Origin of the sequence: Mycobacterium sp. 1423905.2 (genome assembly GCF_001673155.1) — a bacterium.
Taxonomy (GTDB): Bacteria; Actinomycetota; Actinomycetes; order Mycobacteriales; family Mycobacteriaceae; genus Mycobacterium.
Genome location: NZ_LZLE01000178.1, coordinates 32,787 through 56,511, shown reverse-complemented (window position 1 = coordinate 56,511; position 23,725 = coordinate 32,787). Strand labels below are relative to the sequence as shown.

The window sequence follows — 23,725 nt, the reverse complement described above, 5'->3', positions numbered from 1 at the left end:
CGGAGCGGGTCCGACGACGACGTTCTTGTCCAGGATCGCGTGGCGGACGACCGCGCCGCGGCCGACCCGGGCGCCGGGCATGATGACGCTGCCTTCCACGATGGCGCCGTCGTCGACCACGACGTTGGACGACAGCACCGAATTGCGCACCGAGGCCGCCGAGATGATGCTGCCGGCGCCTACCACCGACTCCTGCGCGGAGCCGCCGTTGACGAATTTCGCCGGGGCCAGGTTCTCCGACTCGCCGCGGATCGGCCAGCGTTTGTTGTACAGGTTGAACACCGGGTGCACCGAGACCAGATCCATGTGGGCGTCATAGAAGGCGTCCAAGGTTCCCACGTCGCGCCAGTAAGCGCGGTCGCGGTCGGTGGCGCCCGGCACTTCGTTGTCGTTGAAGTCGTAGACCGCGGCCATACCGTCGCCCACCAAGCGCGGGATGATGTCGCCGCCCATGTCGTGATCGGAATGGTCGTCGTCGGCGTCGGCGCGGATAGCGTCGATTAGCACCTTCGTGGTGAAGATGTAGTTGCCCATCGACACGAACGTCGAATCCGGATCATCCGGAGTGCCCGGCGGGTTTCTGGGCTTCTCGACGAACGCGCGGATGCGCCCGGACGGGTCGGCGTCGATGCACCCAAACGCGCTGGCTTCGCTGCGCGGCACCCGGATCCCGGCCACGGTGGCGCCGGCGCCGCTGTCAATGTGGAACCGGACCATCTGTTCGGGGTCCATCCGGTACACGTGGTCGGCGCCGAAAACGACTATGTAGTCGGGGTCTTCGTCGTAGATGAGGTTCAGCGACTGGTAGATGGCGTCGGCGGAGCCGGTGTACCAGCGCGGGCCCAGGCGCTGCTGGGCCGGGACGGGGGTGATGTACTCGCCGGCCAGGCCGGACAGCCGCCAGTTCTGCGAAATATGGCGGTCGAGTGAATGCGACTTGTATTGCGTGAGAACGCAGATCCTCAGGTAACGCGCGTTGACCAGATTCGACAGGACGAAGTCGATGAGGCGGTACGCGCCGCCGAAGGGAACTGCGGGTTTGGCCCGGTCCGCGGTCAGCGGATAGAGCCGTTTACCCTCGCCGCCGGCCAGCACAATGCCCAGCACGTGTGGCGCTTCCCTCATGGCTCCAAACCTATCGGCCGCCGTCAACTGCTGCCAGGGGAAATCCCTGTTGTCGCCGTTCTGACGGGGTGTCTGTCAACGATTTTGGCTGTTTTCGACGACCCGATGGCACCCATTATTGACCGCCTCGGGGCTACCAGCGGGAGTACCCCCGCCTCGCCCCGCTACGCGGGCCGCATCGTCGCCGACTCCATCCACGGTCCGGCTCCTCCTCGCCCCGCTACGCGGGCCGCATCGTCGCCGAACTACGGTGCGGGTATGCGGGTGGCGATGATGACTCGGGAGTACCCCCCAGAGGTCTACGGCGGAGCCGGGGTACACGTCACCGAACTCGTCTCGCAACTGCGCCGGCTATGCACCGTTGACGTGCACTGCATGGGTGCGCCCCGACCGGGCGCGTTCACCTACCAGCCCGACCCGCGGCTGCGCAACGCCAACGCCGCACTGTCGACCTTGTCCTCCGACCTCCTCATGGCCCACGCCGCTAAGTCGGCCACCGTGGTGCACTCCCACACCTGGTACACCGGCATGGCCGGTCACCTCGCCTCCCTGCTGCACGGCATCCCCCACGTGCTGACCGCGCACTCGCTCGAGCCGAGACGACCCTGGAAGGCCGAGCAACTCGGCGGCGGGTATCGCATCTCCACGTGGGTTGAGCACACCGCGGTGCTGGCCGCCGACGCCGTCATCGCCGTCAGCGCCGGCATGCGCGACGACATCTTGCAGGTTTACCCCGACCTCGATCCCGCCGCGGTGCACGTGATCCGCAACGGCATCGACACCGACGCGTGGCATCCGGCGGGCCCTGCCAGCACCGGCTCGATGTTGGCCGAGCTGGGCGTCGACCCGGACCGGCCGATGGTGGCGTTCGTCGGTCGAATCACCCGGCAGAAAGGCGTCCCGCACCTGCTGGCCGCAGCACACCAATTCAGCCCGGACGCACAGTTGGTGCTCTGCGCCGGCGCACCTGACACGCCCGAGATCGCCGCCGAAGTGGAATCCGCGGTCGCCGAATTGTCCGCCCTCCGGACCGGTGTGTTCTGGGTGAGAGAAATGCTGCCGACCGATGAGCTTCGAGAGATCCTCTCGGCGGCAACGGTATTCGTCTGCCCGTCGATTTATGAGCCGTTGGGCATCGTGAATTTGGAGGCGATGGCGTGCGGGACGGCGGTGGTGGCCTCCGATGTCGGGGGCATTCCGGAGGTTGTCGCCGACGGGGTCACGGGCACCGTGGTGCACTACGACGCCGACGACCCGACTGGATATCAAGCCAGGTTGGCCGAGGCCGTCAACGCCTTGATCGCTGATCCCGCGCAGGCAGAACGTTACGGCCAGGCTGGACGCCAGCGCTGTATCGAGGAATTCTCTTGGACGCACATCGCCGAGCAGACGCTCGACATCTATCGCAAGCTGTGCGCGTAACGCCGGGCTGAAGGGCCCTAGCTGGTGACGCCCTTCAGCTCGTCGCCCAGAGCGGCGGCTTCGTCGGGCGTCAGCTCGACCACGAGGCGACCGCCACCTTCAAGTGGTACTCGCATCACGATGCCACGCCCCTCCTTGGTTGCTTCCAGTGGACCGTCTCCGGTCCGGGGCTTCATCGCCGCCATCGAGTGCTCCCTCCAGATTCGAGCTGGCCCGCGGTCACGGACCTGGCCGGCGCCGAGCATGCCCCGCCAGTGGATTTCCAGCCATACCCGACATTGAACTGCCAAATCACCCCTCTATTGTTCCCTATCCGGGCCACTAGGTGCACAAGACCCTTTTCTCCTGCCGCACCAGGGCGTCGCGGCGCCGCACGGAGAGACTGACCGCGACGGCTCATCGCCGCGCGGGCGGGACCCAGCAGGTCTCGATGTGGTCGTCGACCATGCCGGTCGCCTGCATCAGGGCATAGGCCGTGGTCGGGCCGACGAAGCGGAATCCGCGACGTTTCAGCTCCTTGGCCATCGCCTTGGATTCGGCACTGACCGAGGGTATTTGGGACAAGTCTGCGAAACGTGGCCGCGGCGGTGGGGCGAACGACCACAACAACTCAGACAGGTCGTCCGGCGAACCCAGTTCGGCAGCGGCGCGGGCGTTGGCGATGGTGGCTTCGATCTTGGCGCGGTTGCGCACGATGCCGTCGTCACCGAGCAGCCGTTGCACGTCGGCATCGGTGTAGCGAGAGATTTGCTCCACGTCGAACCCGGCAAAGGCGCGGCGGAAGTTCTCCCGCTTGCGCAGGATGATCAGCCACGACAATCCGCTCTGAAAGGCTTCCAGGCTCATCCGCTCAAACAACGCCACCCCGTCGTGCACGGGTTGACCCCACTCCCGGTCGTGGTAATCGCGGTACAGCTCGGCGTCGGGTCCGGGCCGCACCTGTGCCCAGCCGCATCGAACCAGGCCGTCTTCGCTCACGTGGGGCCGGATCGCTCTTGCGCGACGGCCTCGGCGTCCGGAACGGCCTCGTCGGCTTCTTCCTCGTCCGGGGGCGCCGACGAAGCGTGCATCGCGGCCACCTGCCCCCGCAGCGTCTCGATCTCCCGACCGAGTCGGTCCAGCACCCAGTCGACTTCGCTGGTCTTGTAGCCCCGCAGCACCTGGGTGAATTTGACCGCGTCGACGTCAGCGGCGGTGACCCCATAGGCGGGCAGCACGGTCGCGGTGGTCGCTCTTGGCAGCGGCGGCAATTGCTCGCCGCGGCCCAACAGCAAGCTGGCCACGCCGAACAGCACGATCGCGACCAGGATCAGCACCACCAGGTAGAGCAATACCAACGCCACGGGATCGATATTGCCCTATGCCACCGACACGGATCAGCGAGGGCGCACCGCGTTCATCGGCGGCCGGTCCGCCAACGACACCGGCGTGGTGTGCGGGGTGTAGCTATCACCGGCGGGCAGGAATTGGGTTAGCCCGACCCCGGAGTCCGGGATTCCGCACCGCGACAATAAGGTGGCGATGACCTGGCGGCTCATGGCGCCCAGCTCGGCCAGCGGCCGGTTGCGGTGCGCCCGCACACCCAGATTGACCTGCGCGATGGCGTCCAGTCCCAGCCGGTCGAAGGTGTCCACCAGTAAGCCGATCTCCACCCCGTAACCCGGCGCAAAGGGCAGCGAGCTCAACAACTCACGGGTGGCCGCGTATTCACCGCCAAGGGGTTGCAGCACACAGCCCAACTCGGGGCGAAGCGCCGCCAGCAGCGGGCGGGCCACCAATTCGGTGACTCGTCCGCCGCCGGTGTCCCCGGCGGGGCCACCGACGTCACTGACGTTGAGCGGCCGCCGATAGAAACTTTTGACCAGATGCACGCCTTCGCCGGTGAGCAGCGGGCCGACCAGCCACGGCACGAACATCGGATGCGGGTCGATCAAGTCGGAGTCGACGAACACCACAATGTCACCGCTGGTTGCTGCCAGTGAGCGCCACAGCGCTTCGCCCTTGCCCGGGCGGACCGGCAGCTCGGGGACGGCTTGTTCGCGGCTGACGACGCGGGCGCCGGCGGCGATGGCGCGAAACTCGGTGTCGTCGGTGGATCCGGAGTCCAGCACGATCAGTTCGTCGACCAGGTTGTCCACCAGCGGCGAGATGCTGTCGATGACCGACTCGATGGTCTCTTCTTCGTTGAGGGCCGGTAGCACCACCGAGATGGTGCGCCCGGCCTTCGCGGCGATCAATTCGCCGATGGTCCACCGTGGGTTGTTCCAGGTGCGGTCGGTCCGGCCGGCGAGTTCGCCGGCGACGAGATCCGTCATGCCAGTCCCCTCACCGTGCGCGCCGGCGGGCGCATACCCTGGATCGAGGCCACCATCTCCAGAACCCGTCGGGTCGGCACGACCTGGTGCACGCGGAACATGCGAGCTCCCGCGGCGGCCGCCAATGCGGTGGCCGCCAGAGTCCCCTCCAGCCGTTCGGTCAGCTCCACTCCCAGAGTCTCCCCGACGAAGTCCTTATTGCTCAACGCCATCAACACCGGCCAGCCGGTCTTCACCAGATCGTCCACATGGCGCAACAGGTGCAGCCCGTGGAAGGTGTTCTTGCCGAAGTCGTGGGCCGGGTCGATCAGCACCCGGTCACGGCCTACGCCGGCCGCGACGGCCCGCTCGGCGGCGGCCGTCACCTGCTCGATCACGTCGTCCACCACGCCGCGGGTAGTCGTACCGTAGCTCACCCGGAAGGGGCGAGTGCGCGGCAGCGCCCCGCCGGTGTGGGCGCACACCAGGCCCGCGCCGCATTCGGCGGCCACGTCGGCGATCGCCGGGTCGATGCCGCCCCAGGTGTCATTGATCAGGTCCGCCCCGGCCGCGCAGGCCACCCGAGCGACTTCTGCGCGCCAGGTGTCGACGCTGATCAGCTGGTCGGGGTACTCGCCGCGCAGCCATTCGATGAACGGCACCAGCCGCGCGATCTCGGTCTGGGCGTCCACGGTGTCACCGGGACCGGCCTTGACACCGCCGACGTCGATCACGTCGGCCCCGTCCGCGATGGCCCGGTGGGCGGCGTCGCGGGCGGCCTCGTCGCTGAACGTCGCACCCTTGTCGAAGAACGAGTCCGGGGTGCGGTTGACGATCGCCATGATCAGCGCACGATCCGCCGCTACCGGGCGGCCGCACAGCGTTGACTGCACGCCTCCATAGTGCCTGCTCGCCGACGACGCCCGTCACCGCGAGTGGAACGGCACTGCGAATCTGAGTTCGATTTCTCGCAGTGTGGTTCCACTGGCGGATAAAGAGGCTAGCCCTGCGGTCGCTTCCCCGCCGACACCTCGTCGGGATACTCGTCGTAGTAGGGCACGTAGCCCTCCTTGCGCCCGGCCAGCACGTACAACGGATCTTTCACGTCGGGCCCGTAAGCCTGCTCGCGCAGCTCGACCTTGCGGCTCTTGAACGTCGACGTGTGTTCCAGCGTCTCGACCACCCGCACAAACAGCGGCAACGCGTAGGACGGCAGCTCCCGGTACACCGCCTTGGCCAGGGACTGGCCGTCGAACTCCGCGCCCTCACGCAGCTTGATCGCGGCCATGCCGGCCCGCCCGCCGGTGTTCGGCACCTCGACGCCGTAGACGGTGCACTCCTCGACGTTGCGGTCGGAGGCCACCGCCGCTTCCACCTGCGTGGTGGCCACGTTCTCGCCTTTCCAGCGGAAGGTGTCACCGAGCCGGTCGACGAACGCCGCGTGGAACAGCCCTTGCGGGCTCATCACGTCACCGGTGTTGAACCAGGTGTCGCCTTCCTTGAAGGCGTTGCGCACCAGCTTCTTCTCGGTGGCTTCCTTGTCGGTGTAACCGTCGAACGGCTGCAGCCGGTTGACCGGGCTGAGCAACAGGCCCGGCTGGCCGGAGGGCACGCGCTGCACCCGACCCGCTTCGTCGCGCAGCGGTTCGCCGGTGTCGGGGTCGTAGGCCACATACGCCAGCGGCATCGGCGAAATCCCGGTGCTGCGAGGCACATTGAACACGTTGATGAACGCGGTGGTGCCCTCGCTGGCGGCGTAGAACTCACACACCCGCGGGATGTTGAACCGCTCGGTGAACTCTTTCCAGATCTCAGGTCGCAGCCCGTTGCCGGCGATCACGCGGACCTTGTGCGCGCGGTCGGTCGGCTTGGGCGGCTGGTTGAGCAGATAGCGGCAGACCTCGCCGATGTAGATGAACGCCGTGGCCTGGTAGGCGATCACCTCGTCCCAGAACCGCGACGCGGAGAAGGACTTGCCCAACGCCAGCGAGGCCCCGGAGTTCACCACCGATGACACCGCGACCGTCAGCGCGTTGTTGTGGTACAGCGGCAGGCAGCAGTAGAGCGTGTCGTTGCTGTTCAGTCGCAACCCGAGCCCGCCGAAGGCGCCGAGGGCCTTCAGCCATCGGTAGTGCGTCATCACGCTGGCCTTGGGATATCCCGTCGTGCCAGAGGTGAAGATGTAGAACGCGGTGTCTTTGGCCCGCACCTGCGACGCGGCGGCCGGATTGGTGGCCGGCGCGGTGGCGGCGAACCGCTCCAGGTCTTCGATGGTCAGCACCTCATCGGCCGTGCCGCCGGATTCGCTGACCGCGCTGACCAAGTCGGACTCGGCGACCAGCACCTTGGCGTTCAGTAAGCCCAGACTGTGGGCCAAGACGTCGCCGCGCTGGTGGTAGTTCAGCATGCCGGCGATGGCGCCGCTCTTGACGATGGCCAGCATCGTCAACACCGCGTGCGGGGAGTTGCGCAGCATGACGCCGACGACGTCGCCGGGGCCGACGCCGCGCGCCGCCAGCACGGCGGCGTAGCGGTTGGCCGTCGCGTTGGCGTCGCGGTAGCTGATCTGTTGGTCACCGAACTTGAGGAAGGTGCGGTCGGCGTAGCGGGCGGCGCGTTCCTGGAACACCGTGCCGATTGACGTCTTCGAGCTGGGCCGGGGCAACAACCCGGTCAGCAGTCCCCGCGCGATCGTCGGCGTATCGGCCAGCAGGCCTGGTACCTGGGCTGCCAAATGAGTGAGCTTGACGCGCGTGCCGCCGTGATCGGCCACGTGACCCCTCGATTCGTTCTGACCCACGCCGTCGGTGGCTAAGCGGGTGCGCAGTGTTGTAGCGCCTCGCCGACCTTATCGACCACCACCAGTCGATCGACCGCGGCCTGCGAGATGTAGCCACTATCGACCAGTCCGTAAACCCACGCCCGCAGGCCGTCGTAATGCCCCCAGGGGTCGAGCATGACGATGGGCTTCTCATGCACCCCGAGATAGCCCTCGGTCCACGAGTTCAGCAGCTCGTCCAAGGTGCCGATGCCACCGGGCAGCGTGAGGAACGCGTCGGCGCGGTCCTCCATGATCTGCTTGCGCTCCCACATGGAGTCGGTGACGATCAGCTCGTCGGCCTGGTGGTCGGCCAGTTCGCGGTGCAGCAGCAGTTTGGGAATGACGCCGACGGTCCAGCCGCCGCGCGCTCGCGCCGCCGAGGCCACCGCCCCCATCGCCGACACGTGCCCGCCGCCCCACACCAGCGTCCAGCCGCGCTGGGCGATTCCCTCACCCACCTCGGCGGCCACCTCCAGCAATTCCGGGTGCGTCGGTCCGGCGGCGCAGTACACCGCCACCGTCCACGTGCCGGGCGCATCGCTTCGCTCAGGCATACACCGAAAGGTAAACCAACACCGCAGAGCCCGGCGACGTTTGGGGTTAACGCCCACGGTCGACGACGCCGCAATATGATCCGGCCGTGCGCTGGGTGATCACTCCGGAAGAATCCGTCCTCCAGCGGGCGAAGGCGGCGTTGGACGGTCCGGAGCGCTCCGGTGTGCTGCTCGCCGGGCCTGCCGGAATCGGCAAAACCACCCTGGCCGAAACCCTGCGCGCCTACACCGACAAGACGGTCAGCTGGGTGACCGGCACGCCGTCGCAACGACTCGTCCCGTTCGGCGCGTTTCGCCACCTGGTCGACGTCACCGAGATCGGTCGGCCCGCGGCGCTGCTGCGCGCGGCGCGCGAATCGCTGACCCACGATGGCGCCGACCTGCTGCTGGTGGTCGACGATGCGCACCTGCTGGACACCCTGTCGGCGACGCTCGTCTACCAGTTGGCGCTGACCCGCGCGGCGCGCCTGATCGTCATCGTCGAATCCACCGTCGAGTTGCCCGACGCGGTGGCCGCGTTGCGCTCCGACGATCTGCTGACTTCGGTCGACGTGGTGGGGCTGGATCGCGGCCCGACGGTCGCCTTGGTGGAGAAGGCGTTGGGGGCGTCGGTGGATCTGGCGGTGGCCGACGAGGTGTTCCGGCGCAGTCAGGGCAACCCGCTGTACCTGCGGCATCTGGTCGGTGAGGGCGGTCTGCAGCACCAGAACACCCTTCCGCTCTCCGGTGTCGTCGACGACTACCTGAGCGGGTTGCCGGCGCCGGCCCGCGCGGTGCTCGACTACCTGGCCGTCGCCGAACCGCTGGCCCGCGCCGACCTGACCGCCCTGGCCGGTGAGCAAGCCGTGACCGACGCCGAAGTCGCCGGTGCGGTCCGTCCGGCCCCTCTCGACGAGCTGTTCGCCGCCCACCCGGTGTACGCCGAGCGCGCCCGCGCCGCGCTGACGCCCGATGGCGCCCGGGTGCTGCGCACCGCCGTGGTCAACCAGCTGAGCAAGCACCGCCCCGAACACGTCAGTGATCGGCTGCGCCGGTCGGTGCTGGCGGTCGACAGCGACAGCCCCGAGCCGGTGCCCGACGCCGTGGCGGCCGCCGAGGAGGCGCTGCGGCTGGGCGATCTGGTGCTGGCCGAGCGGTTGGCGCGCGCGGCGCTGCACCGCTCCGGTGGTTTGGCGGCGCGACTTCCGTTGGCGCACGCGCTGGGGTGGCAGGGCCGCGGCCGGGAAGCCGGGGCGGTGCTGGCCGAGGTGGACCCCGCGGAGTTGTCGGAGACCGAGTTGATGGCGTGGGCGGTGCCGCGAGCCGCCAACCAGTTCTGGATGCTCGACGAACCCGAGCGCGCGACCGCCTTTTTGCAGACCACCCGCAACCGCATTACCGATCCGACGGCACGCAGCGCGTTGGACGCGTTGACCGCGACGTTCGCGATGAATTCGGGAAACCTGCAGCGCGCCGTCGCCTTGGCCGCCGAAGTGCTTGCCGACCCGACCAATTCGGGGATGGGAACGCCGTGGGCGGCCAGCGCGGCCGCGTTGTGCGCGGCACGGATGGGCCGCTGGTCCGACGTCGACCGGCTGGCCGAACGCGCCGCGGCCACCGAGCATCCCGGACTGTTGCGGTTCACGGTGGGGTTGGCTCAGATCACCGCGCTGGTGATGGCCGGCGACGTCGAATCGGCCCATGCGCTGGCGCGGCGGTTCACCGACATGACCGAGTCGCAGCAGCCCGGCCGCGCCATCGGTGAGGTGCTGCTGGCTGACGTGCTGCTCCTCAAGGGCGAATTCGCCAGTGCAGCAGCGCTTTTGGAGCCTGCGGCAGCGACGCTGGAGCGGACCGGTTATTCGTGGGGCCCCCTGTCGTTGATGTTGCTCGCCACCGCCTTGGCGCAGCAGGGCGATATTCCCGGATCGGCGAAAGCGTTGCGCCGCGCGGAGATAAGGCATGGCACCAAGTCGGGGCTGTTCGCCCCAGAGCTGGGGTTGGCGCGAGCGTGGACCAAGGCGGCCGCGCGGGACAAGACGGCCGCCATCACCGCCGCCCGTGAGGCTGCCCGCGCCGCCGAGCGGGCCGGGCAGTCGGGGGTCGCACTGCACGCCTACCACCACGCCGTCCGGCTCGGCGACGTTCGGGCGGTGCACCCGATCTCCCAGCTGGTAGGCCAGTTCGGCTGCGCCATGGGCGATTTGGCGGTCAAGCATGCGCGGGCCCTGGCCGACGCGGACGCCGACGCGTTGGTCGCGGTGGCCGATGAACTCGCGACGGCCGGCATGGCGGCCGCCGCGGCCGACGCCACCCGCGCCGCCCAAGACCTGCGCCCAACGTCACGCTAGCGCAACCGTCGACGCCGAGTTCCACGCTGGCGTGACGCTCGGCGAACCGGCTAGTGGCTCAGGTAACGGCGCAGCGTGTCCACCGCCGCGGTGATCCGCTCAACCGGGACCCGCTCGTCGCGCCGATGCGCCAAGTTGGGATCGCCGGGCCCATAGTTGACCGCCGGAATGCCCAGCGCCGCGAACCGAGCCACGTCGGTCCAGCCGTACTTCGCCCGGAACTGTCCACCGGCGGCGTGCACCAGCGCCTTGGCGGCGGGCTGGGACAGCCCGGGCAACGCTCCGGCGGCGGCGTCGACCTGTTCGATGTGCACATCGAGTCCGTCCAGCACCTCGTGCACGTGCTGGCGGGCCTGCGCCGGCGAACGATCCGGCGCGAAACGGAAATTCACCGTGACCGACGCCGCGTCGGGAATGACGTTGCCGGCCACACCCCCGTCGATGCGCACCGCCGACAAGCCCTCGCGGTACACACAGCCGTCGATGTCGACGCTGCGCGCCCGATAATTCGCCAACCGGTCCAGCACGGTGCCCAGCTTGTGAATCGCGTTGTCGCCCAACCAGGATCGCGCCGAATGAGCCCGGGTACCGGTCGTGCTGACGACCAGCCGCAGGGTGCCCTGGCAGCCGGCCTCGATCCAGCCCGCGGTGGGCTCACCCAAAATCGCCACATCGGCGGCCAGCCACTGCGGCAGTTCCCGTTCGATGCGGCCCAAACCGTTGGCCGCCGAATCGATCTCCTCGCAGTCGTAGAGCACCAGCGTCAGATCGTGTACCGGTTCGGCCACCGTGGCGGCCAGGTGCAAGAAGACCGCGTCACCGGCTTTCATGTCGGCGGTGCCACAGCCGTGCAGTTCACCGTTCTCCACCCGACTGGGCAGATTGTCAGCGATCGGCACGGTGTCCAGATGCCCGGCCAGCAGCACCCGCGACGGCCGGTTCAATTCGGTGCGCGCCAGCACCGCGTTGCCGTTGCGGATGATCTCGAAGCCGGAGGTCTGCGCGCGCAGCGCCGCCTCCACCTCGTCGGCCAGCCGCGCCTCGTCCCGCGACTCGCTGGGAATGTCGACCAGCGCCGCGGTCAACTCGACGGGATCCCCGGATAAGTCCAGCACGGAGCCAGGGTATCTGCGGTTCGGCGGCCACAGTAACCTTGTGGACCGTGACTGGAGCTGCAGGCATCGGCCTGGCGACCCTCTCCGCGGACGGATCGGTTCTCGATACCTGGTTCCCCGCACCGGAACTGACCGAGTCCGGCAGCAGCGGCACCAGGCGACTGTCCGGGGACGACGTCCCCGCCGATCTGGCCCCGCTGGTCGGCCGCGACGACGACCGCAACACCGAGACCGTCGTGGTCCGCACTGTCATCGGCGCACTGGACGAGGCGGCCGCCGACGCCTACGACGCCTATTTGCGATTGCATCTGCTGTCGCACCGACTGGTGGCGCCGCACGGGCTGAACGCCGGCGGCTTTTTCGGGATATTGACCAATGTCGTGTGGACCAACTACGGCCCGTGCGCCGTCGATGGTTTCGAAGCGGTGCGCGCCAAGCTGCGCCGCCATGGCCCGGTGACGGTGTACGGGGTGGACAAGTTTCCCCGGATGGTCGACTACGTCGTGCCCTCGGGAGTGCGCATCGCCGACGCCGACCGGGTGCGGCTCGGCGCCCACTTGGCGCCGGGTACCACCGTGATGCACGAGGGCTTCGTCAACTTCAATGCCGGCACGCTGGGCGCCTCGATGGTCGAAGGCCGCATCTCGGCCGGCGTGGTGGTGGGCGACGGCTCCGACGTCGGCGGCGGGGCGTCGATCATGGGCACGCTGTCCGGCGGCGGCGAACAGGTCATCTCGATCGGCCAGCGCTGCCTGCTCGGGGCCAACGCCGGTATTGGCATCTCCCTGGGCGACGACTGTGTGGTCGAGGCGGGTCTGTATGTCACCGCCGGCACCAAGGTCCGCGCGCCCGACGGCGCCTCAGTCAAGGCACGCGAGCTTTCTGGTGGCTCCAACCTGCTGTTCCGCCGCAACTCGGTGAGCGGGGCGGTCGAGGTGGTGTCGCGCGACCGGCAGGGCATCGCCCTCAACGAGGACCTGCACGCCCACAACTAGCGCCGTCAGGCTTCGGCAGACAGTGCGGTGCCCTTGGTCTCGGGCAGCAGATAGGTGCACAGCAGGCTGACCAAGACCAAGCCGGCCAGCATCAAACCGATCGACCAACTGCCGTAGGTGACCAGCAGCGTGCCGGCGATCAGCGGGGGTACCGCACCGCCCAACACCCCGGCGATGTTCAACGCCAGCGCCGACCCGCTGTATCGGTAGCGGGTGGCGAACAGCTCCGGGATGAACGCCGCCGTGGGGCCGGAGCCGATCCCAGCCAGCGACGAGATGCCGACGATCGCCACCGCGTACAGGGCGGGCTCACCGGTGTCCAGCAACGGGATCACCACGAACGACCAGGGCAGGCAACCCAGCCAGCCCACCAGCATCATGCGGCGGCGCCCCACCCGATCGCTCAGCGTGGCCGACACCGCGACGCAGGTGATGCTCGCCAGTCCGCTCAGCACACCGACCGACCAGATGAAGCCCCGCGAATAGCCCAGGTGCGAATGGGCGTAGATGGCCAGGAACGTGCTCGAGGTGTAGGCGAAGCCGAACCCACCCAGGATGCTGCCGCCGGCCAGGATGATCTCCCGACGCTGCAGGCGAAGCACCTCGGCGATCGGGGTTCGGGGAATCAAGTCGCGCGCCCGCTCCTGGGCGAACACCGGCGTCTCGCTGATGTTCAGCCGTACGTACAGCGCGAGCGCGATCAGGGCGGCGCTGATCAGGAACGGGATGCGCCATCCCCACTGCAGAAATGCGGGACTGTTCTCACCGATCGTGGTGCTGACGCCCAGAAAGGTCAGGCTGCTCAGCACGGCGGCGGTGCCGCCGCCGAGCAAGGTGAACATGCCGTAGCGGCCGCGTTTGCCGGCCGGCGCGTATTCGGCGCTCAGCAGCGCCGAGCCGGCCCATTCCCCGCCGACGGCGAAGCCCTGCATTAGCCGCAGCGCCACCAGGATCAGCGGGGCCGCCATGCCGATGACCGCCGTGCTGGGCACCAACCCGACGGTGACCGTCGAGACGGCCATGATCAGGAGCGTGGCCACCAATGTCTTCTTGCGCCCCAGCCGGTCGCCGAAGTAGCCGAAGACCGCGGCGCCGATCGGGCGGGACAGAAACGCCGTCGCGAAGGTCCCCATCGAGGCGATGGTCGCCACCGCCGGACTCAGGTGCGGGAAGAACACGTACGGGAACACCAAGGCGGCGGCGGTCCCGTAGATGAGGAAGTCGTAGTACTCGATCGCCGAGCCGACCAGGCACGCGGCCGCGACCTGCTTCATCGGGGTGGCGCGGGTGTTGCCGACGGTCACCGCCGGGTCCTGGCGCTGTTCGCCCTGCAGTTGCACAGCGACGACGGTATGTGAAATCCCAGAGCCTTTCACGTCGAAACGCCTGGCAGTTTCCTGCGTGTCGCTGAACTGGGGTGTTTGGTTACGAAACGGTCTCAGCGCAGTTGCATTGTGGGGCTTGGTGTTACCGGTGCGACACGAGTTGAGCGCTCAGCCCTGCGCCAGCAACTGCTTCTTGAGTACCTTGCCCAGCGCATTGCGCGGCAGCGAGTCGACGAAGCGCACTTCCCGTGGCCGCTTGTGCACCGAAAGCTGTTGCGCGACATACTCGATCAAGTCCTCAGGGTTAACGGCGGATGAACTGACGACATACGCCACGATCCGCTGCCCGAGGTCTTCGTCGGGTGCGCCGACGACGGCGGCCTCGTCAACGCCGGGATGTCCCAGCAACACCGTCTCGATTTCGCCTGCGCCGATGCGGTATCCGCCGGACTTGATCAGGTCGACGGACTCTCGGCCGACGATGCGGTGCATGCCGCCGCTGTCGATGACGGCGACGTCGCCGGTGCGGTACCAGCCGTCGGCGTCGAACGCCTCGGCGGTGGCGTCCGGCCGGTTGAGGTAGCCGTCGAACAGCGTCGGCCCGCGCACGTGCAGTTTGCCGACGGTCTCTCCGTCGTGCGAGACGGCGTGCCCGTCGTCGTCGACCAGTCGGGTTTGCACGCCGGCCAGCGGCAAGCCCACCCAGCCGGGGCGGCGTTCGCCGTCGGCTCGGGTCGACAGCGTGATCAGCGATTCCGAGGCGCCGTAACGTTCGATGGGCCGATGCCCGGTGAGCCGCTCGAGCCCGTCGAACACCGGCACCGGCAGCGCCGCGCTTCCCGACACCAGCAAGCGCGCCGGCCGCAGCGCCTCGGCGGCGGCCTGGTCGGCGACCACCCGCGACCACACTGTCGGCACCCCGAAATACAACGTCCCGCCGGCCGCCGCGTAGCCGGCGGGCGTGGGTTTGCCGGTGTGCACGAAGCGGTTGCCGACGCGCAGCGACCCGAGCAGGCCCAGTACCAGGCCGTGGATGTGGTAGAGCGGCAGTCCGTGCACCAGGACGTCGTCGGCCGTCCACTGCCAGGCTTCGGCCAGGGCGTCCAGGTCGGCGGCGATGGCGCGCCGGCTGACCTGCACCCCCTTGGGCGGTCCGGTGGTGCCGGAGGTGTAGACCACCATGGCCAGGGCATCCGGTGACGGCTCGGGGTAGCGGTGCCAGGACCGGGCGTGCAGCCGCACCGGGATGTGCGGCAACCCCTCCCTTTCGTCCTCGGGGGGCGCTGCCCCGAGCCAGGCCTGCGCGCCGGAGTCGGTCAGCATGTGCCGCCGTTCGGCCACCCCGACGTCGGCCGGCACCGGGACCACGGGCACCCCGGCGATCAGGCAGCCGGTGATGGCCAGCACGGTGGCCGCGGTGGGAGTGGCCAGCACCGCGACCCGCTGGGCGCCGGCGACCCGCTCGGCCACCGACGTCGCGGCGCCCACCAGATCGCTGCGGCTCAGCACCGCGCCGTCGATGCGGACCGCGTCGGGGATGTCGGTGGCGGTGACCGCCGCGGGATTCAGGGAGGCCAGCAGCACGTCAGCGAGGTTACTGCTCGTCCCAGAGCTTCATCAGCGTGGCCAGGATCTCCTCGCCGCGGCCCAACCCGGCCAGGTGGCTTTCCTCGGGCAGGTGGAACAGCTCGGCGTCCGGCAGCCGGGACACCACGTGCTCGCCGTGGGCGAACGGGATGATGTGGTCATGGTCGCCGTGCCACCAGCGGACCGGCACCTTCACCTCGTCGAGCCGGAATCCCCAGTCCCGGGCGAACAGGATGATGTCGTTGAACGGCGCCGCCAGCTGTTTGCGGCTGCCGTTGAGCAGGTCGTCGAGGAACATCGCCTTGAACTCGGGGCGAGTCAGCAGATGACGATCGGCTTGGGGCGAGACGGCGGCATAGGCGTACAGCGCCGGTGATGCGACCGGGCGGATCGACTGGACCAGCAGGCTGGCGCCGATGCGCAGCGGGCTGCCGCCAAACCTGAGCAACGGCGCCACCAGCAGGCCCAGCCTCATCGCGCCGCCGCTGATCGCGTCCGGGCCCTGCGTGGGCGCCACTCCGCCGAGCACAGCGACGGCCACCACCCGGTCGGGCAGGCCCGCCGCGCAGGCCAGCGCGTACGGACCGCCGCCGGACAAGCCGACCACGGCCATCTTGTCGACGCCGAGCGTGTCGGCGATGGCGCGCAGGTCCTCGGCGAACGCCCGAATCGTCTCGTAGCGGTGCGGGGTGGACGAGCCGATGCCGGGCCGGTCGATGCCGATGAGGCGGACGTTGTGTTCCTCGGCGTAGACGCGGGCTTCGGTGGGGATCTGCCGGCGCGCGCCGGGAGTGCCGTGCAACCAGAACACGGGTCGTCCCTGCGGGGCGCCGAACTCGGCGAAACCGATCTGCCGGTCCTCCCCGACGGCGATGTTTCCTTCGAGCTTGGGGCGGGCGATCGCGACGACCATGCCCAGCAGCCTTTCACGTGTCAACGCGTCGGTAAACCCACCCGGTCAGCCGTTGAGTACCCGCTGCCCGATGATGCGTTGGTCGCGCAGGCCGGCGATGTCCTCGGCGGAAAGACCCAGGCCGCGCAGGATCTCGTCGTTGTGCTGCCCGAGGGTGGGCGGCGGCGTCCGGTGGTGCCGGTGCGCGCCGATCCGAAACGGCCAGCCGGGATAGCGGCGTGACCCGGTGATCGGGTGGTCGAACCGTTCGTAGAAGCCGCGGTCGTCGAGCTGGGCGATGTCGTACATCTGGTCGCCGGTGGTCAGTTGCTCGGCGGCAATGCCTTGAGCGCGCAGGGTTTCCACGATCCGCTCGGGGGTTTGGGTGCGCGTCCAGCCGGTGACAAGTTCGTCGAACACGTCATAGTCCAGCGCGCCGTCATACGGGATGGACACGGCCACCCAGGCGTCGTCGACGCTGCTCGGGTACACGCCCTGCAGATAACCGCGGCGGCGGTTGCCTTCCCGGGGGCGGACCACACCGTTCATCGTGTATTCGATCACCGGTTCGGCGGTCACACAGGCGGCGACCTCGATCTGCGCGACTTCGATCAGCCGGCCCTCGCCGGTGCGCCGGCGCTGTGCGAGCGCGGCCAGCAGCGCGACGCCGGCATGCACGCCGACGATGGGGTCGGCGGGCCCCTGCAGGTTGCACGGCGGGCCGTCCGGGTAGCCGGTGGCGGCGGACATGCCGGAGGTCTGCTCGATGTTGAGCGCCCAGCCGACGTAGTCACGCCACGGCCCCTCCAAACCGAAGCCCGGCATGCGCACCATGACGACGTCGGGGTTGAATGCCGCCACCGACGTGTAGTCGAGCTCGAAGTGCTCCACGACTCGCGGCGAGAAGTTCTCGACGACCACGTCCGCGTCGGCGACCAGCCGGTGGGCGATGTCGCGGCCGCGCTGCGCGGTCAGGTCGAGGGTGAGGTCACGTTTGTTGAGGTTGGTGGCCTGCCAGATGGCGCTGCGCTCGTACCAGTCGTCGCCCTCGAACGGAAACGCGCCGGAGTAGCGGTGTCCGTCGGGCCGCTGAATGGACTCCACTTTAACGACGTCGGCGCCGAACGCGCCCAAGTAGCAGGTGAGATACGCGCCGGCCCAGAAGGTGCTCAGGTCGAACACCCGTAGTCCCGCGAACGGCAGTGGGCCGCCGGCTGACGACGACGCATCCGGGTACCGAACTGGTTGCGAGGCAGATTGATTCGAGAACCGGAACGGCACGCCGGGTTGGCGGAAGCCGCGGACTTGGGTGAAGAAGCCGCGCTTGGCGTACTGCGGACAGTCCAGCACGCTGGCACCGTCGTTGACCGGTGCGGCCGGAATGCGCAGCGCCTGGCCGAGTTCGACGATTTCTGCGACGGTCCGCTCGGCCAGCACCGGCTCGGCCTGGGCGAAGAACTCCGCCCGCTCGGGTCCGCCCATCATGATGTCGATCTGCTTGTCGCCGTACTCGGGCAGTCCGAGCATGGCGCACACGTCGAGCCAATGCTGCCCGGTCAGGCAGTTGATTCCGACCCAGCCGTCGGCGGCGCGCACCACGCCGAGCATTGGTGCGGAGCGCACGTTCGGCGGGAAGCCGAGAGCGCGCATGCGTTCGGACATCAGCATCGGGTAGGGCAGCGTCGACAGCAGCGACTCGAATTGGGACACATCGACTTCCGTGACGCGTCCGGTCGCCGGCAGCCGCATGGCGGTGAGCGCGGCCAGCGCGCCGTAAGCACCCGCGACGTACTCGGCGATGCGGGCCCCGGCTTGCACCGGCGGGCGGTGCGGGTCGCGCACGCTGATCCAACCGGCTACCGCCTGTAGGGTAAGCGGTGTCGCGTGCCGATCGCGCCATGGGCCCGACTGTCCGAACTGAGAAATGCGTAGCAGCACCAGGTTCGGGTTGAGTTGTGTCAAGGCGTCGGCACCAAGACCAGTGTGCTCGAGTGTGCCGGGCCCCCAATCTTCGACCACCAGGTCCGCGTGAGCGATGAGCTCGCGCACCGCGGTCATGCCGGCCGGCCGCGTGAGGTCGGCCGTCACGATCTGCTTGCCCGCATTGAGGTAGTCGAACATGCCGCTGCGCTGCGGGTCGCTGACCTCGCCGGGGAACGGACCCCAGCACCGCAGCGGATCCCCTTCGAGCGTTTCAACTTTGGTCACTTCGGCGCCGAGGTCGACGAACAGCTTCGTCGCGTACGGGCCGGAGATCTCGGTGGTGAGTTCGACGACGCGGATCCCTGCCAGGGGCCCCGACATCAGGGAATCCCGATGGCCTGCGGCTCCATGTACTGGTGTAGTCCGCCGATGCCCCCGCCTTCCCGGCCGAACCCGCTGAGCTTGAACCCGCCGAAGGGGGCGTCGCCCGGGCTGGTGCCGTTGACCGCGATCTGTCCGGTGCGGATGCGCCGCGCCACGCCGACGGCCCGGTCCACGTCGGTCCCCCACACCCCTCCGGACAGGCCGTAGCGGGAGTTGTTGGCGATTGCCACCGCCTCTTCGTCGTCGCGGTAGCGCAACACCGTCAGCACCGGGCCGAACACTTCCTCTTGGGCGATCGCCGCATCCGGCTCGACATCGGTGAGAATCGTTGGTTCGAAATAGAATCCGACATCGCCGAGGCGCTGGCCCCCGGTCGCCAGCGTGGCACCGTCGCGCACGGCCGCGCCGACCAATTCCTGGACCCGCTCGAGCTGCGACGCGCTGATCAACGGGCCCATCTGCACCGCCGGGTCAGTAGGATCGCCGACCTTGACCGCACGGGCCAGGATGACCAGCCGGTCCACCACGTCGTCGTGGAGATTGTCAGGCAGCAACAGCCGGCTGTGCAGGATGCAGGCCTGCCCGGCGTGCAGCGAGCAGCAGTCGAACAGCATCTGCCGCAGCATGTCGTCGGTCACCATGGTGTCGTCGAGCAGGATGCTGGCCGACTTACCGCCGCACTCGAGCAGGATGCGTTTCATGCTTTGGCCGGCGGCCGACATGACCTGGCATCCGACCGCGGAGCTGCCGGTGAAGCTGACCATGTCGACGCGCGGATCGGTGGTCAGCGCTTTCGCCGCTTCGATACCCGACGGAGTGACGACGTTGACCACTCCGGGCGGGATGTCGGTGTGCTCGTCGATGATTCGGGCCAGCGCCAACCCGGCCAACGGAGTCAAGGGCGAGGGTTTGAGGACGACGGTGTTGCCCGCGGCCAGCGCATTGTTGACCTTCATCACGTTGAGGGTGTGCGGGAAGTTCCACGGCGTCAGGATGGACACCACCCCCAGGGGCTCATGGCGCAGCAGTGTGGTGCCGGCGCCGATCCCGGTAACGGGCTTGTCGGCCAGTTTTGCGGCGAGTTGAGCCGCGTGCATGGACATGTATCCGGCGCCGTCGACTTGCATGATGCGCTCGTTGGCGGTGCATCCCCACTCCGCCTGGGCCAGCGCGAAGAATTCGTCGTTGTGCTTGAGTAAGGCGTCGCCGAGTTGGTTCAGATACCTGGCTCGCTCCGCCCCGGCCATGGTCCGCCATGGGCCCTCGTCGAAGGCCCGCCGGGCGGCGCCGATGGCCGCGCCGACCTGATCGACACTTGCATCCGGCGCGGTGGCGATGGTGCGTTCGGTGGCCGGGCAGACGTCGTCGTAGCGACCGTCCTCCGGTTCGACCCAGCGCCCGTCGATGTAGAGCCCATAGGCGTCAATCAATTGCGTGGGCTGCGGCTCGGCCATCTGCTTCCTCACCCGAACGTCGGTCATCTAGTGACCTGGTGTACACCCGTTGCAGGCGGGCGTCAATCACTTCGGCCATGAATTACCGTGATTGACATAGTGCTACGCCAAGGAGTAGACACTCTCAACAAGACACTTATGGCCTAAGTGTCGGATTGAGGGAGGCGAGCCAGTGCGCACTACGTTCCCCCTGCACTCGCCCGACTTCTATGCCGGCGATCCGTACCCGGCCTATCGCGAACTGCGAGCCCTGTCACCGGTCTGCTGGAACGACGTCACTGGATTCTGGGCACTGCTCAAGTACGAGGACGTCCGGTTCGTGTCGAGCAACCCCGCGCTGTTCTCTTCGACGCAGGGCATCACCATTCCCGACCCCCAACTGCCGAATCCGGTGCAGGAAGGCAGCTTGATCTTCACCGACCCGCCGCGGCACCGTCAGCTGCGCAAGCTGATCAATTCCGGCTTCACCCGCCGCCACGTCGCCATCCTGGAGCCGAAGATCCGCGAGATCGTGCGCGGGATTCTCGACGAGATCGAGCCGGGTTCCGTCCACGAGTTCGCCGAGGAAATCGCCGCGCCGCTGCCCACCCGCATCATCGCTCAACTGCTGGGCGCACCGCCGGACGACTGGGAACAGTTCCGCGCCTGGTCGGACGCCATGACCGGGTCCGCCGACCCGGAGATCGAGCTCGACTCGTTGGTAGCGGCCGGCCAGCTCTACGAGTACTTCCAAGCGTTGATCGCCGACCGGCGCACCGGGGCGCGCGAGGACATGCTGTCCACTCTGGTGAACGCGGAGATCGACGGATTGCGGCTCAGCGACGAAGAATTGGTCAACTTCGCGTTCCTGCTGTTGGTAGCCGGCAACGAGACCACCCGCAATCTGATTGCGCTGGGCACGCTGGCGCTGATCGAGCACCCCGACCAGTACCGGATGCTGGTCGAGGACCCGTCGTTGATTCCCAGCGCGGTGGAGGAGATGCTGCGCTGGAACAGCCCGGTGGTGCACATGGCGCGTACCGCGACGACCGATGTCCAGATCCGCGGGCAGCGCATCGCTGCCGGTCAGGTGGTGGTGATGCTATATGGGTCGGCCAACCGTGACGAAGACGTCTTCGGCACCGATTCCGAGGCCTTCGACGTGACCCGACATCCCAACCCGCACATCGCTTTCGGGTGTGGTGAGCATTCCTGCCTGGGCGCTCAGCTGGCGCGTCTGGAAGCACACCTGTTGTTCGACGAGCTGCTGAGCCGCTTCCCCAGCATCGAACTCGTCGGAGAGGTGAGCCGGATGCGGGCCACCATGGTGCCCGGCGTCAAACGGATGCCGGTGCGGCTGGGCGCTTAAGACATGCATCTGGAATACACCCCCGAACAGGAGCGGCTGCGCGCGGAAATGCGGGCCGCCCTCGAACAGGTGATGACGCCGGAGCGCACGGCAGCGATCGGTGACCAGGTCGAGGGCGGTCCGGCGGTGCGCGAATGCGTGCGGGCTTTGGCTGCGGCCGATCTGCTCGGCGTGGGCTGGCCTAAAGAGTATGGGGGACGCGGGTTTTCCGCGATCGAGCAATTCATCTTCGCCGAGGAGGCGCGCCGGGCCAACGCGCCGGTCCCGCTGGTCACGCTCAACACCGTGGGACCCACCCTGATGCAGTGCGGCAGCGACGAGCAGAAACAGCGATTTCTGCCGGCGATCCTGGACGGCAGCGTCGAATTCGCGATCGGTTACTCCGAGCCGGGGGCCGGCAGCGACCTGGCGTCGCTGCGTACCACGGCGGTCCGCGACGGGGACAGCTATGTGATCAACGGACAGAAGATGTTCACCAGCGGCGCCGCCTACGCCGACTACATCTGGCTGGCCGCGCGGACCGATCCCAACGCCAAGAAGCACAAGGGCATTTCGATCCTGATCGTGCCCACGACGTCGCCCGGATTTTCCTGGCAGCCGCTGCACACCATGCCGGGCATCTCGACGTTCTACACCTTCTATGACAATGTGCGGGTCCCCGCCAGCTCGCTGGTCGGCGAGGAAAACCAAGGCTGGCAACTGATCACCACGCAGCTGAACTTCGAACGGGCGGCCTTGGGCAACCTGGGTGCGCTCGAGCCGCTGTTCGAGAAGACGCTGCAGTGGGCCGCCGCCACCGAACTCGACGGCGGCCGGGTGATCGACCAGCCCTGGGTGCAGCAGGCACTGGCCCGCGTCGAGGCGCAAGTCGCCGCATACAAACTGGTCAATCTGCGGGTGAACGCCGCGATGACCAAAGGCGTGCTGAACATGGGCGAAGCGTCGGCCGCCAAAGTGTTCGGCACCGAGTTGACCCAGCAAGTGGCCCGTGAGCTGCTCGAAGTGCTGGACGGCAACGGGATTCGCCGCGGCCCGCAAGCCCCGCTGCGAGGAGCGCTGGAGACCGCGTACCGGCAAGCGGTGATCAACACGTTCGGCGGCGGGGCCAACGAGATCCAACGCGACATCATCGCCATGGCAGGGCTGCTCATGCCCAGGGCCCCTCGTGACCTTCGAGCTACCGCCACCGAACAGAAAGGACCGCCCAAGTGACCGACTCAGAGGTGCACGCCAAGGTGCAGGCGCTCGTCGGCCAACCCACCGGTGGAACCGGAAAGCCCTCAGTGGCACCGGATCCGGTGAATCAGCCGATGATCCGGCACTGGGCGCACGCGCTGGACGACATGAACCCCGTCTACCTCGACCCCGACTTCGCAGCCACCTCGCGGTTTGGTGGCATCGTCTCCCCGCCGGTCATGTTGCAGACCTGGACCATGCCCGCACCCAAGCTGGAAGGCATCGGGGAACGCGGCGGCGCGCCGATCGAAATCAAGTTCAATCCCACCTCGTTTCTCGACGACGCCGGCTATACCAGCACGGTGGCCACCAACTCCGAGTTCGAGATCGAGCGCTATCCGCGGTTGGGCGATGTGATCAGCGCGACGACGGTATACGAATCGGTGTCCGAGGAGAAGAAGACGGCGCTGGGGACGGGCTTTTTCCTGACCTGGCTGACGACCTACGTCGATCAGCACGGAGAAGTGTTGGGACGTCAACGTTTCCGGGTCCTACGATTCAAGCCGGGCAACTGATGGCCACCCGACTGCCGCCGGCGATCAGCCCCGACACCGAATTCTTCTGGAGTGGGTTGCGCGAGCACCAGTTGCTGATCCAGCGCTGCCAAGGATGTGGCGCGCTGCGTAATCCGCCCCGGCCCATGTGCCCTGCGTGCCGATCGCTGAACTGGGATACCCTGGCGGCTTCGGGCAAAGGAACCGTTTACAGCTACGTGGTGCCGCACCAGCCCCGGTTCCCGTTCTTCGACTATCCCTACATCGTGGTCCTGGTGGAGCTGGAAGAGGGCGTGCGGTTGGTGTCCAACCTGTGCGACATCGACCCGGCCGAGGTCACGGTCGGCATGCCGGTCGAAGTCTTCTACTCGAGCTTCGACAATGACCTTGTCTTGCACCAATTCCGGCCGGCGGCGGGCTGAGACC

Annotated in this window: 21 protein-coding genes; 7 read left to right on the top strand and 14 right to left on the bottom strand. The window is 68.0% G+C overall.

Translation table 11 applies throughout. From position 1 onward, the window contains the following. A partial coding sequence (gene glgC / locus A9W95_RS10695; protein WP_067411903.1) for a glucose-1-phosphate adenylyltransferase occupies positions 1–1,125 on the bottom strand: 1,125 nt, incomplete at its 3' end. A gap of 258 nt (positions 1,126–1,383) precedes the next feature. Between glgC and glgA the strand changes: the two genes are divergently transcribed. Further along, positions 1,384–2,547, top strand: a complete 1,164-nt coding sequence (glgA, locus tag A9W95_RS10690; protein ID WP_067411882.1) for a glycogen synthase — start codon at positions 1,384–1,386, stop codon at positions 2,545–2,547. A gap of 17 nt (positions 2,548–2,564) precedes the next feature. On the opposite strand, the gene A9W95_RS10685 is transcribed toward glgA, so the two are convergent. The 7 genes from A9W95_RS10685 to A9W95_RS10655 form a co-directional block, all read right to left on the bottom strand. Continuing rightward, the gene (locus A9W95_RS10685) at positions 2,565–2,732 is read right to left on the bottom strand and encodes a DUF3117 domain-containing protein (protein ID WP_003406247.1); all 168 of its coding nucleotides are present in this window, start codon (positions 2,730–2,732) and stop codon (positions 2,565–2,567) included. A gap of 211 nt (positions 2,733–2,943) precedes the next feature. Beyond that, positions 2,944–3,525 carry a DNA-3-methyladenine glycosylase I gene (locus A9W95_RS10680; protein WP_067411879.1) on the bottom strand — a complete coding sequence of 194 codons (582 nt, stop codon included), beginning with the start codon at positions 3,523–3,525 and terminating at the stop codon, positions 2,944–2,946. Then, entirely contained in the window at positions 3,522–3,890 is a 369-nt protein-coding gene (locus A9W95_RS10675; RefSeq protein ID WP_067411877.1) for a DivIVA domain-containing protein, read from the bottom strand. The genes A9W95_RS10680 and A9W95_RS10675 overlap by 4 nt, the downstream gene beginning before the upstream one ends. A gap of 33 nt (positions 3,891–3,923) precedes the next feature. Further along, a complete protein-coding gene (locus A9W95_RS10670; RefSeq protein WP_067411875.1) occupies positions 3,924–4,862 on the bottom strand; it encodes a glucosyl-3-phosphoglycerate synthase in 939 nt (312 codons plus the stop codon). Continuing rightward, positions 4,859–5,683 (bottom strand): dihydropteroate synthase, encoded by an 825-nt coding sequence (folP, locus tag A9W95_RS10665; RefSeq protein ID WP_156746126.1) that lies wholly within the window; start codon positions 5,681–5,683, stop codon positions 4,859–4,861. Before folP ends, A9W95_RS10670 begins: the two co-directional genes overlap by 4 nt. A 158-nt stretch (positions 5,684–5,841) precedes the next feature. Then, on the bottom strand, positions 5,842–7,614 hold the full coding sequence (fadD6, locus tag A9W95_RS10660; RefSeq protein WP_067411870.1) for a long-chain-acyl-CoA synthetase FadD6: 1,773 nt from the start codon (positions 7,612–7,614) through the stop codon (positions 5,842–5,844). A 38-nt stretch (positions 7,615–7,652) separates the two neighbouring features. Beyond that, entirely contained in the window at positions 7,653–8,216 is a 564-nt protein-coding gene (locus tag A9W95_RS10655) for a TIGR00730 family Rossman fold protein (protein WP_067411867.1), read from the bottom strand. An 86-nt stretch (positions 8,217–8,302) separates the two neighbouring features. Between A9W95_RS10655 and A9W95_RS10650 the strand changes: the two genes are divergently transcribed. Next, positions 8,303–10,546: an ATP-binding protein gene (locus A9W95_RS10650; protein ID WP_253851623.1), complete on the top strand. Its 2,244-nt coding sequence runs from the start codon at positions 8,303–8,305 to the stop codon at positions 10,544–10,546. A 50-nt stretch (positions 10,547–10,596) separates the two neighbouring features. Here A9W95_RS10650 and dapE read toward each other — a convergent pair whose 3' ends face one another. Beyond that, entirely contained in the window at positions 10,597–11,661 is a 1,065-nt protein-coding gene (gene dapE / locus A9W95_RS10645) for a succinyl-diaminopimelate desuccinylase (protein WP_067411864.1), read from the bottom strand. A 38-nt stretch (positions 11,662–11,699) separates the two neighbouring features. On the opposite strand from dapE, the gene dapD reads away from it, so the two are divergent. After that, a complete protein-coding gene (dapD, locus tag A9W95_RS10640) occupies positions 11,700–12,656 on the top strand; it encodes a 2,3,4,5-tetrahydropyridine-2,6-dicarboxylate N-succinyltransferase (protein WP_156746125.1) in 957 nt (318 codons plus the stop codon). Positions 12,657–12,661: 5 nt separating this feature from the next. On the opposite strand, the gene A9W95_RS10635 is transcribed toward dapD, so the two are convergent. The 5 genes from A9W95_RS10635 to A9W95_RS10615 form a co-directional block, all read right to left on the bottom strand. Beyond that, entirely contained in the window at positions 12,662–13,930 is a 1,269-nt protein-coding gene (locus tag A9W95_RS10635; RefSeq protein ID WP_067411898.1) for an MFS transporter, read from the bottom strand. Positions 13,931–14,149: 219 nt separating this feature from the next. Beyond that, a complete protein-coding gene (locus tag A9W95_RS10630) occupies positions 14,150–15,565 on the bottom strand; it encodes an acyl-CoA synthetase (RefSeq protein ID WP_067411858.1) in 1,416 nt (471 codons plus the stop codon). A 10-nt stretch (positions 15,566–15,575) separates the two neighbouring features. Continuing rightward, positions 15,576–16,481, bottom strand: a complete 906-nt coding sequence (locus A9W95_RS10625) for an alpha/beta fold hydrolase (RefSeq protein ID WP_067411856.1) — start codon at positions 16,479–16,481, stop codon at positions 15,576–15,578. Positions 16,482–16,526: 45 nt separating this feature from the next. Beyond that, positions 16,527–18,764: a CaiB/BaiF CoA-transferase family protein gene (locus A9W95_RS10620; RefSeq protein WP_067411853.1), complete on the bottom strand. Its 2,238-nt coding sequence runs from the start codon at positions 18,762–18,764 to the stop codon at positions 16,527–16,529. Beyond that, the gene (locus A9W95_RS10615) at positions 18,764–20,221 is read right to left on the bottom strand and encodes an aldehyde dehydrogenase family protein (protein WP_067411895.1); all 1,458 of its coding nucleotides are present in this window, start codon (positions 20,219–20,221) and stop codon (positions 18,764–18,766) included. Before A9W95_RS10615 ends, A9W95_RS10620 begins: the two co-directional genes overlap by 1 nt. 190 nt (positions 20,222–20,411) lie before the next feature. On the opposite strand from A9W95_RS10615, the gene A9W95_RS10610 reads away from it, so the two are divergent. From A9W95_RS10610 to A9W95_RS10595, 4 genes are read left to right on the top strand one after another with little or no spacing between them, the layout of a single operon-like run. Beyond that, positions 20,412–21,569, top strand: a complete 1,158-nt coding sequence (locus A9W95_RS10610) for a cytochrome P450 (protein WP_371328054.1) — start codon at positions 20,412–20,414, stop codon at positions 21,567–21,569. 3 nt (positions 21,570–21,572) lie between these two features. Then, a complete protein-coding gene (locus A9W95_RS10605; protein ID WP_067411846.1) occupies positions 21,573–22,781 on the top strand; it encodes an acyl-CoA dehydrogenase family protein in 1,209 nt (402 codons plus the stop codon). Then, the gene (locus tag A9W95_RS10600; protein ID WP_067411845.1) at positions 22,778–23,320 is read left to right on the top strand and encodes a MaoC family dehydratase N-terminal domain-containing protein; all 543 of its coding nucleotides are present in this window, start codon (positions 22,778–22,780) and stop codon (positions 23,318–23,320) included. The genes A9W95_RS10605 and A9W95_RS10600 overlap by 4 nt, the downstream gene beginning before the upstream one ends. Continuing rightward, the gene (locus A9W95_RS10595; protein WP_067411842.1) at positions 23,320–23,721 is read left to right on the top strand and encodes a Zn-ribbon domain-containing OB-fold protein; all 402 of its coding nucleotides are present in this window, start codon (positions 23,320–23,322) and stop codon (positions 23,719–23,721) included. The genes A9W95_RS10600 and A9W95_RS10595 overlap by 1 nt, the downstream gene beginning before the upstream one ends. The last annotated feature ends 4 nt before the right edge of the window (positions 23,722–23,725 follow it).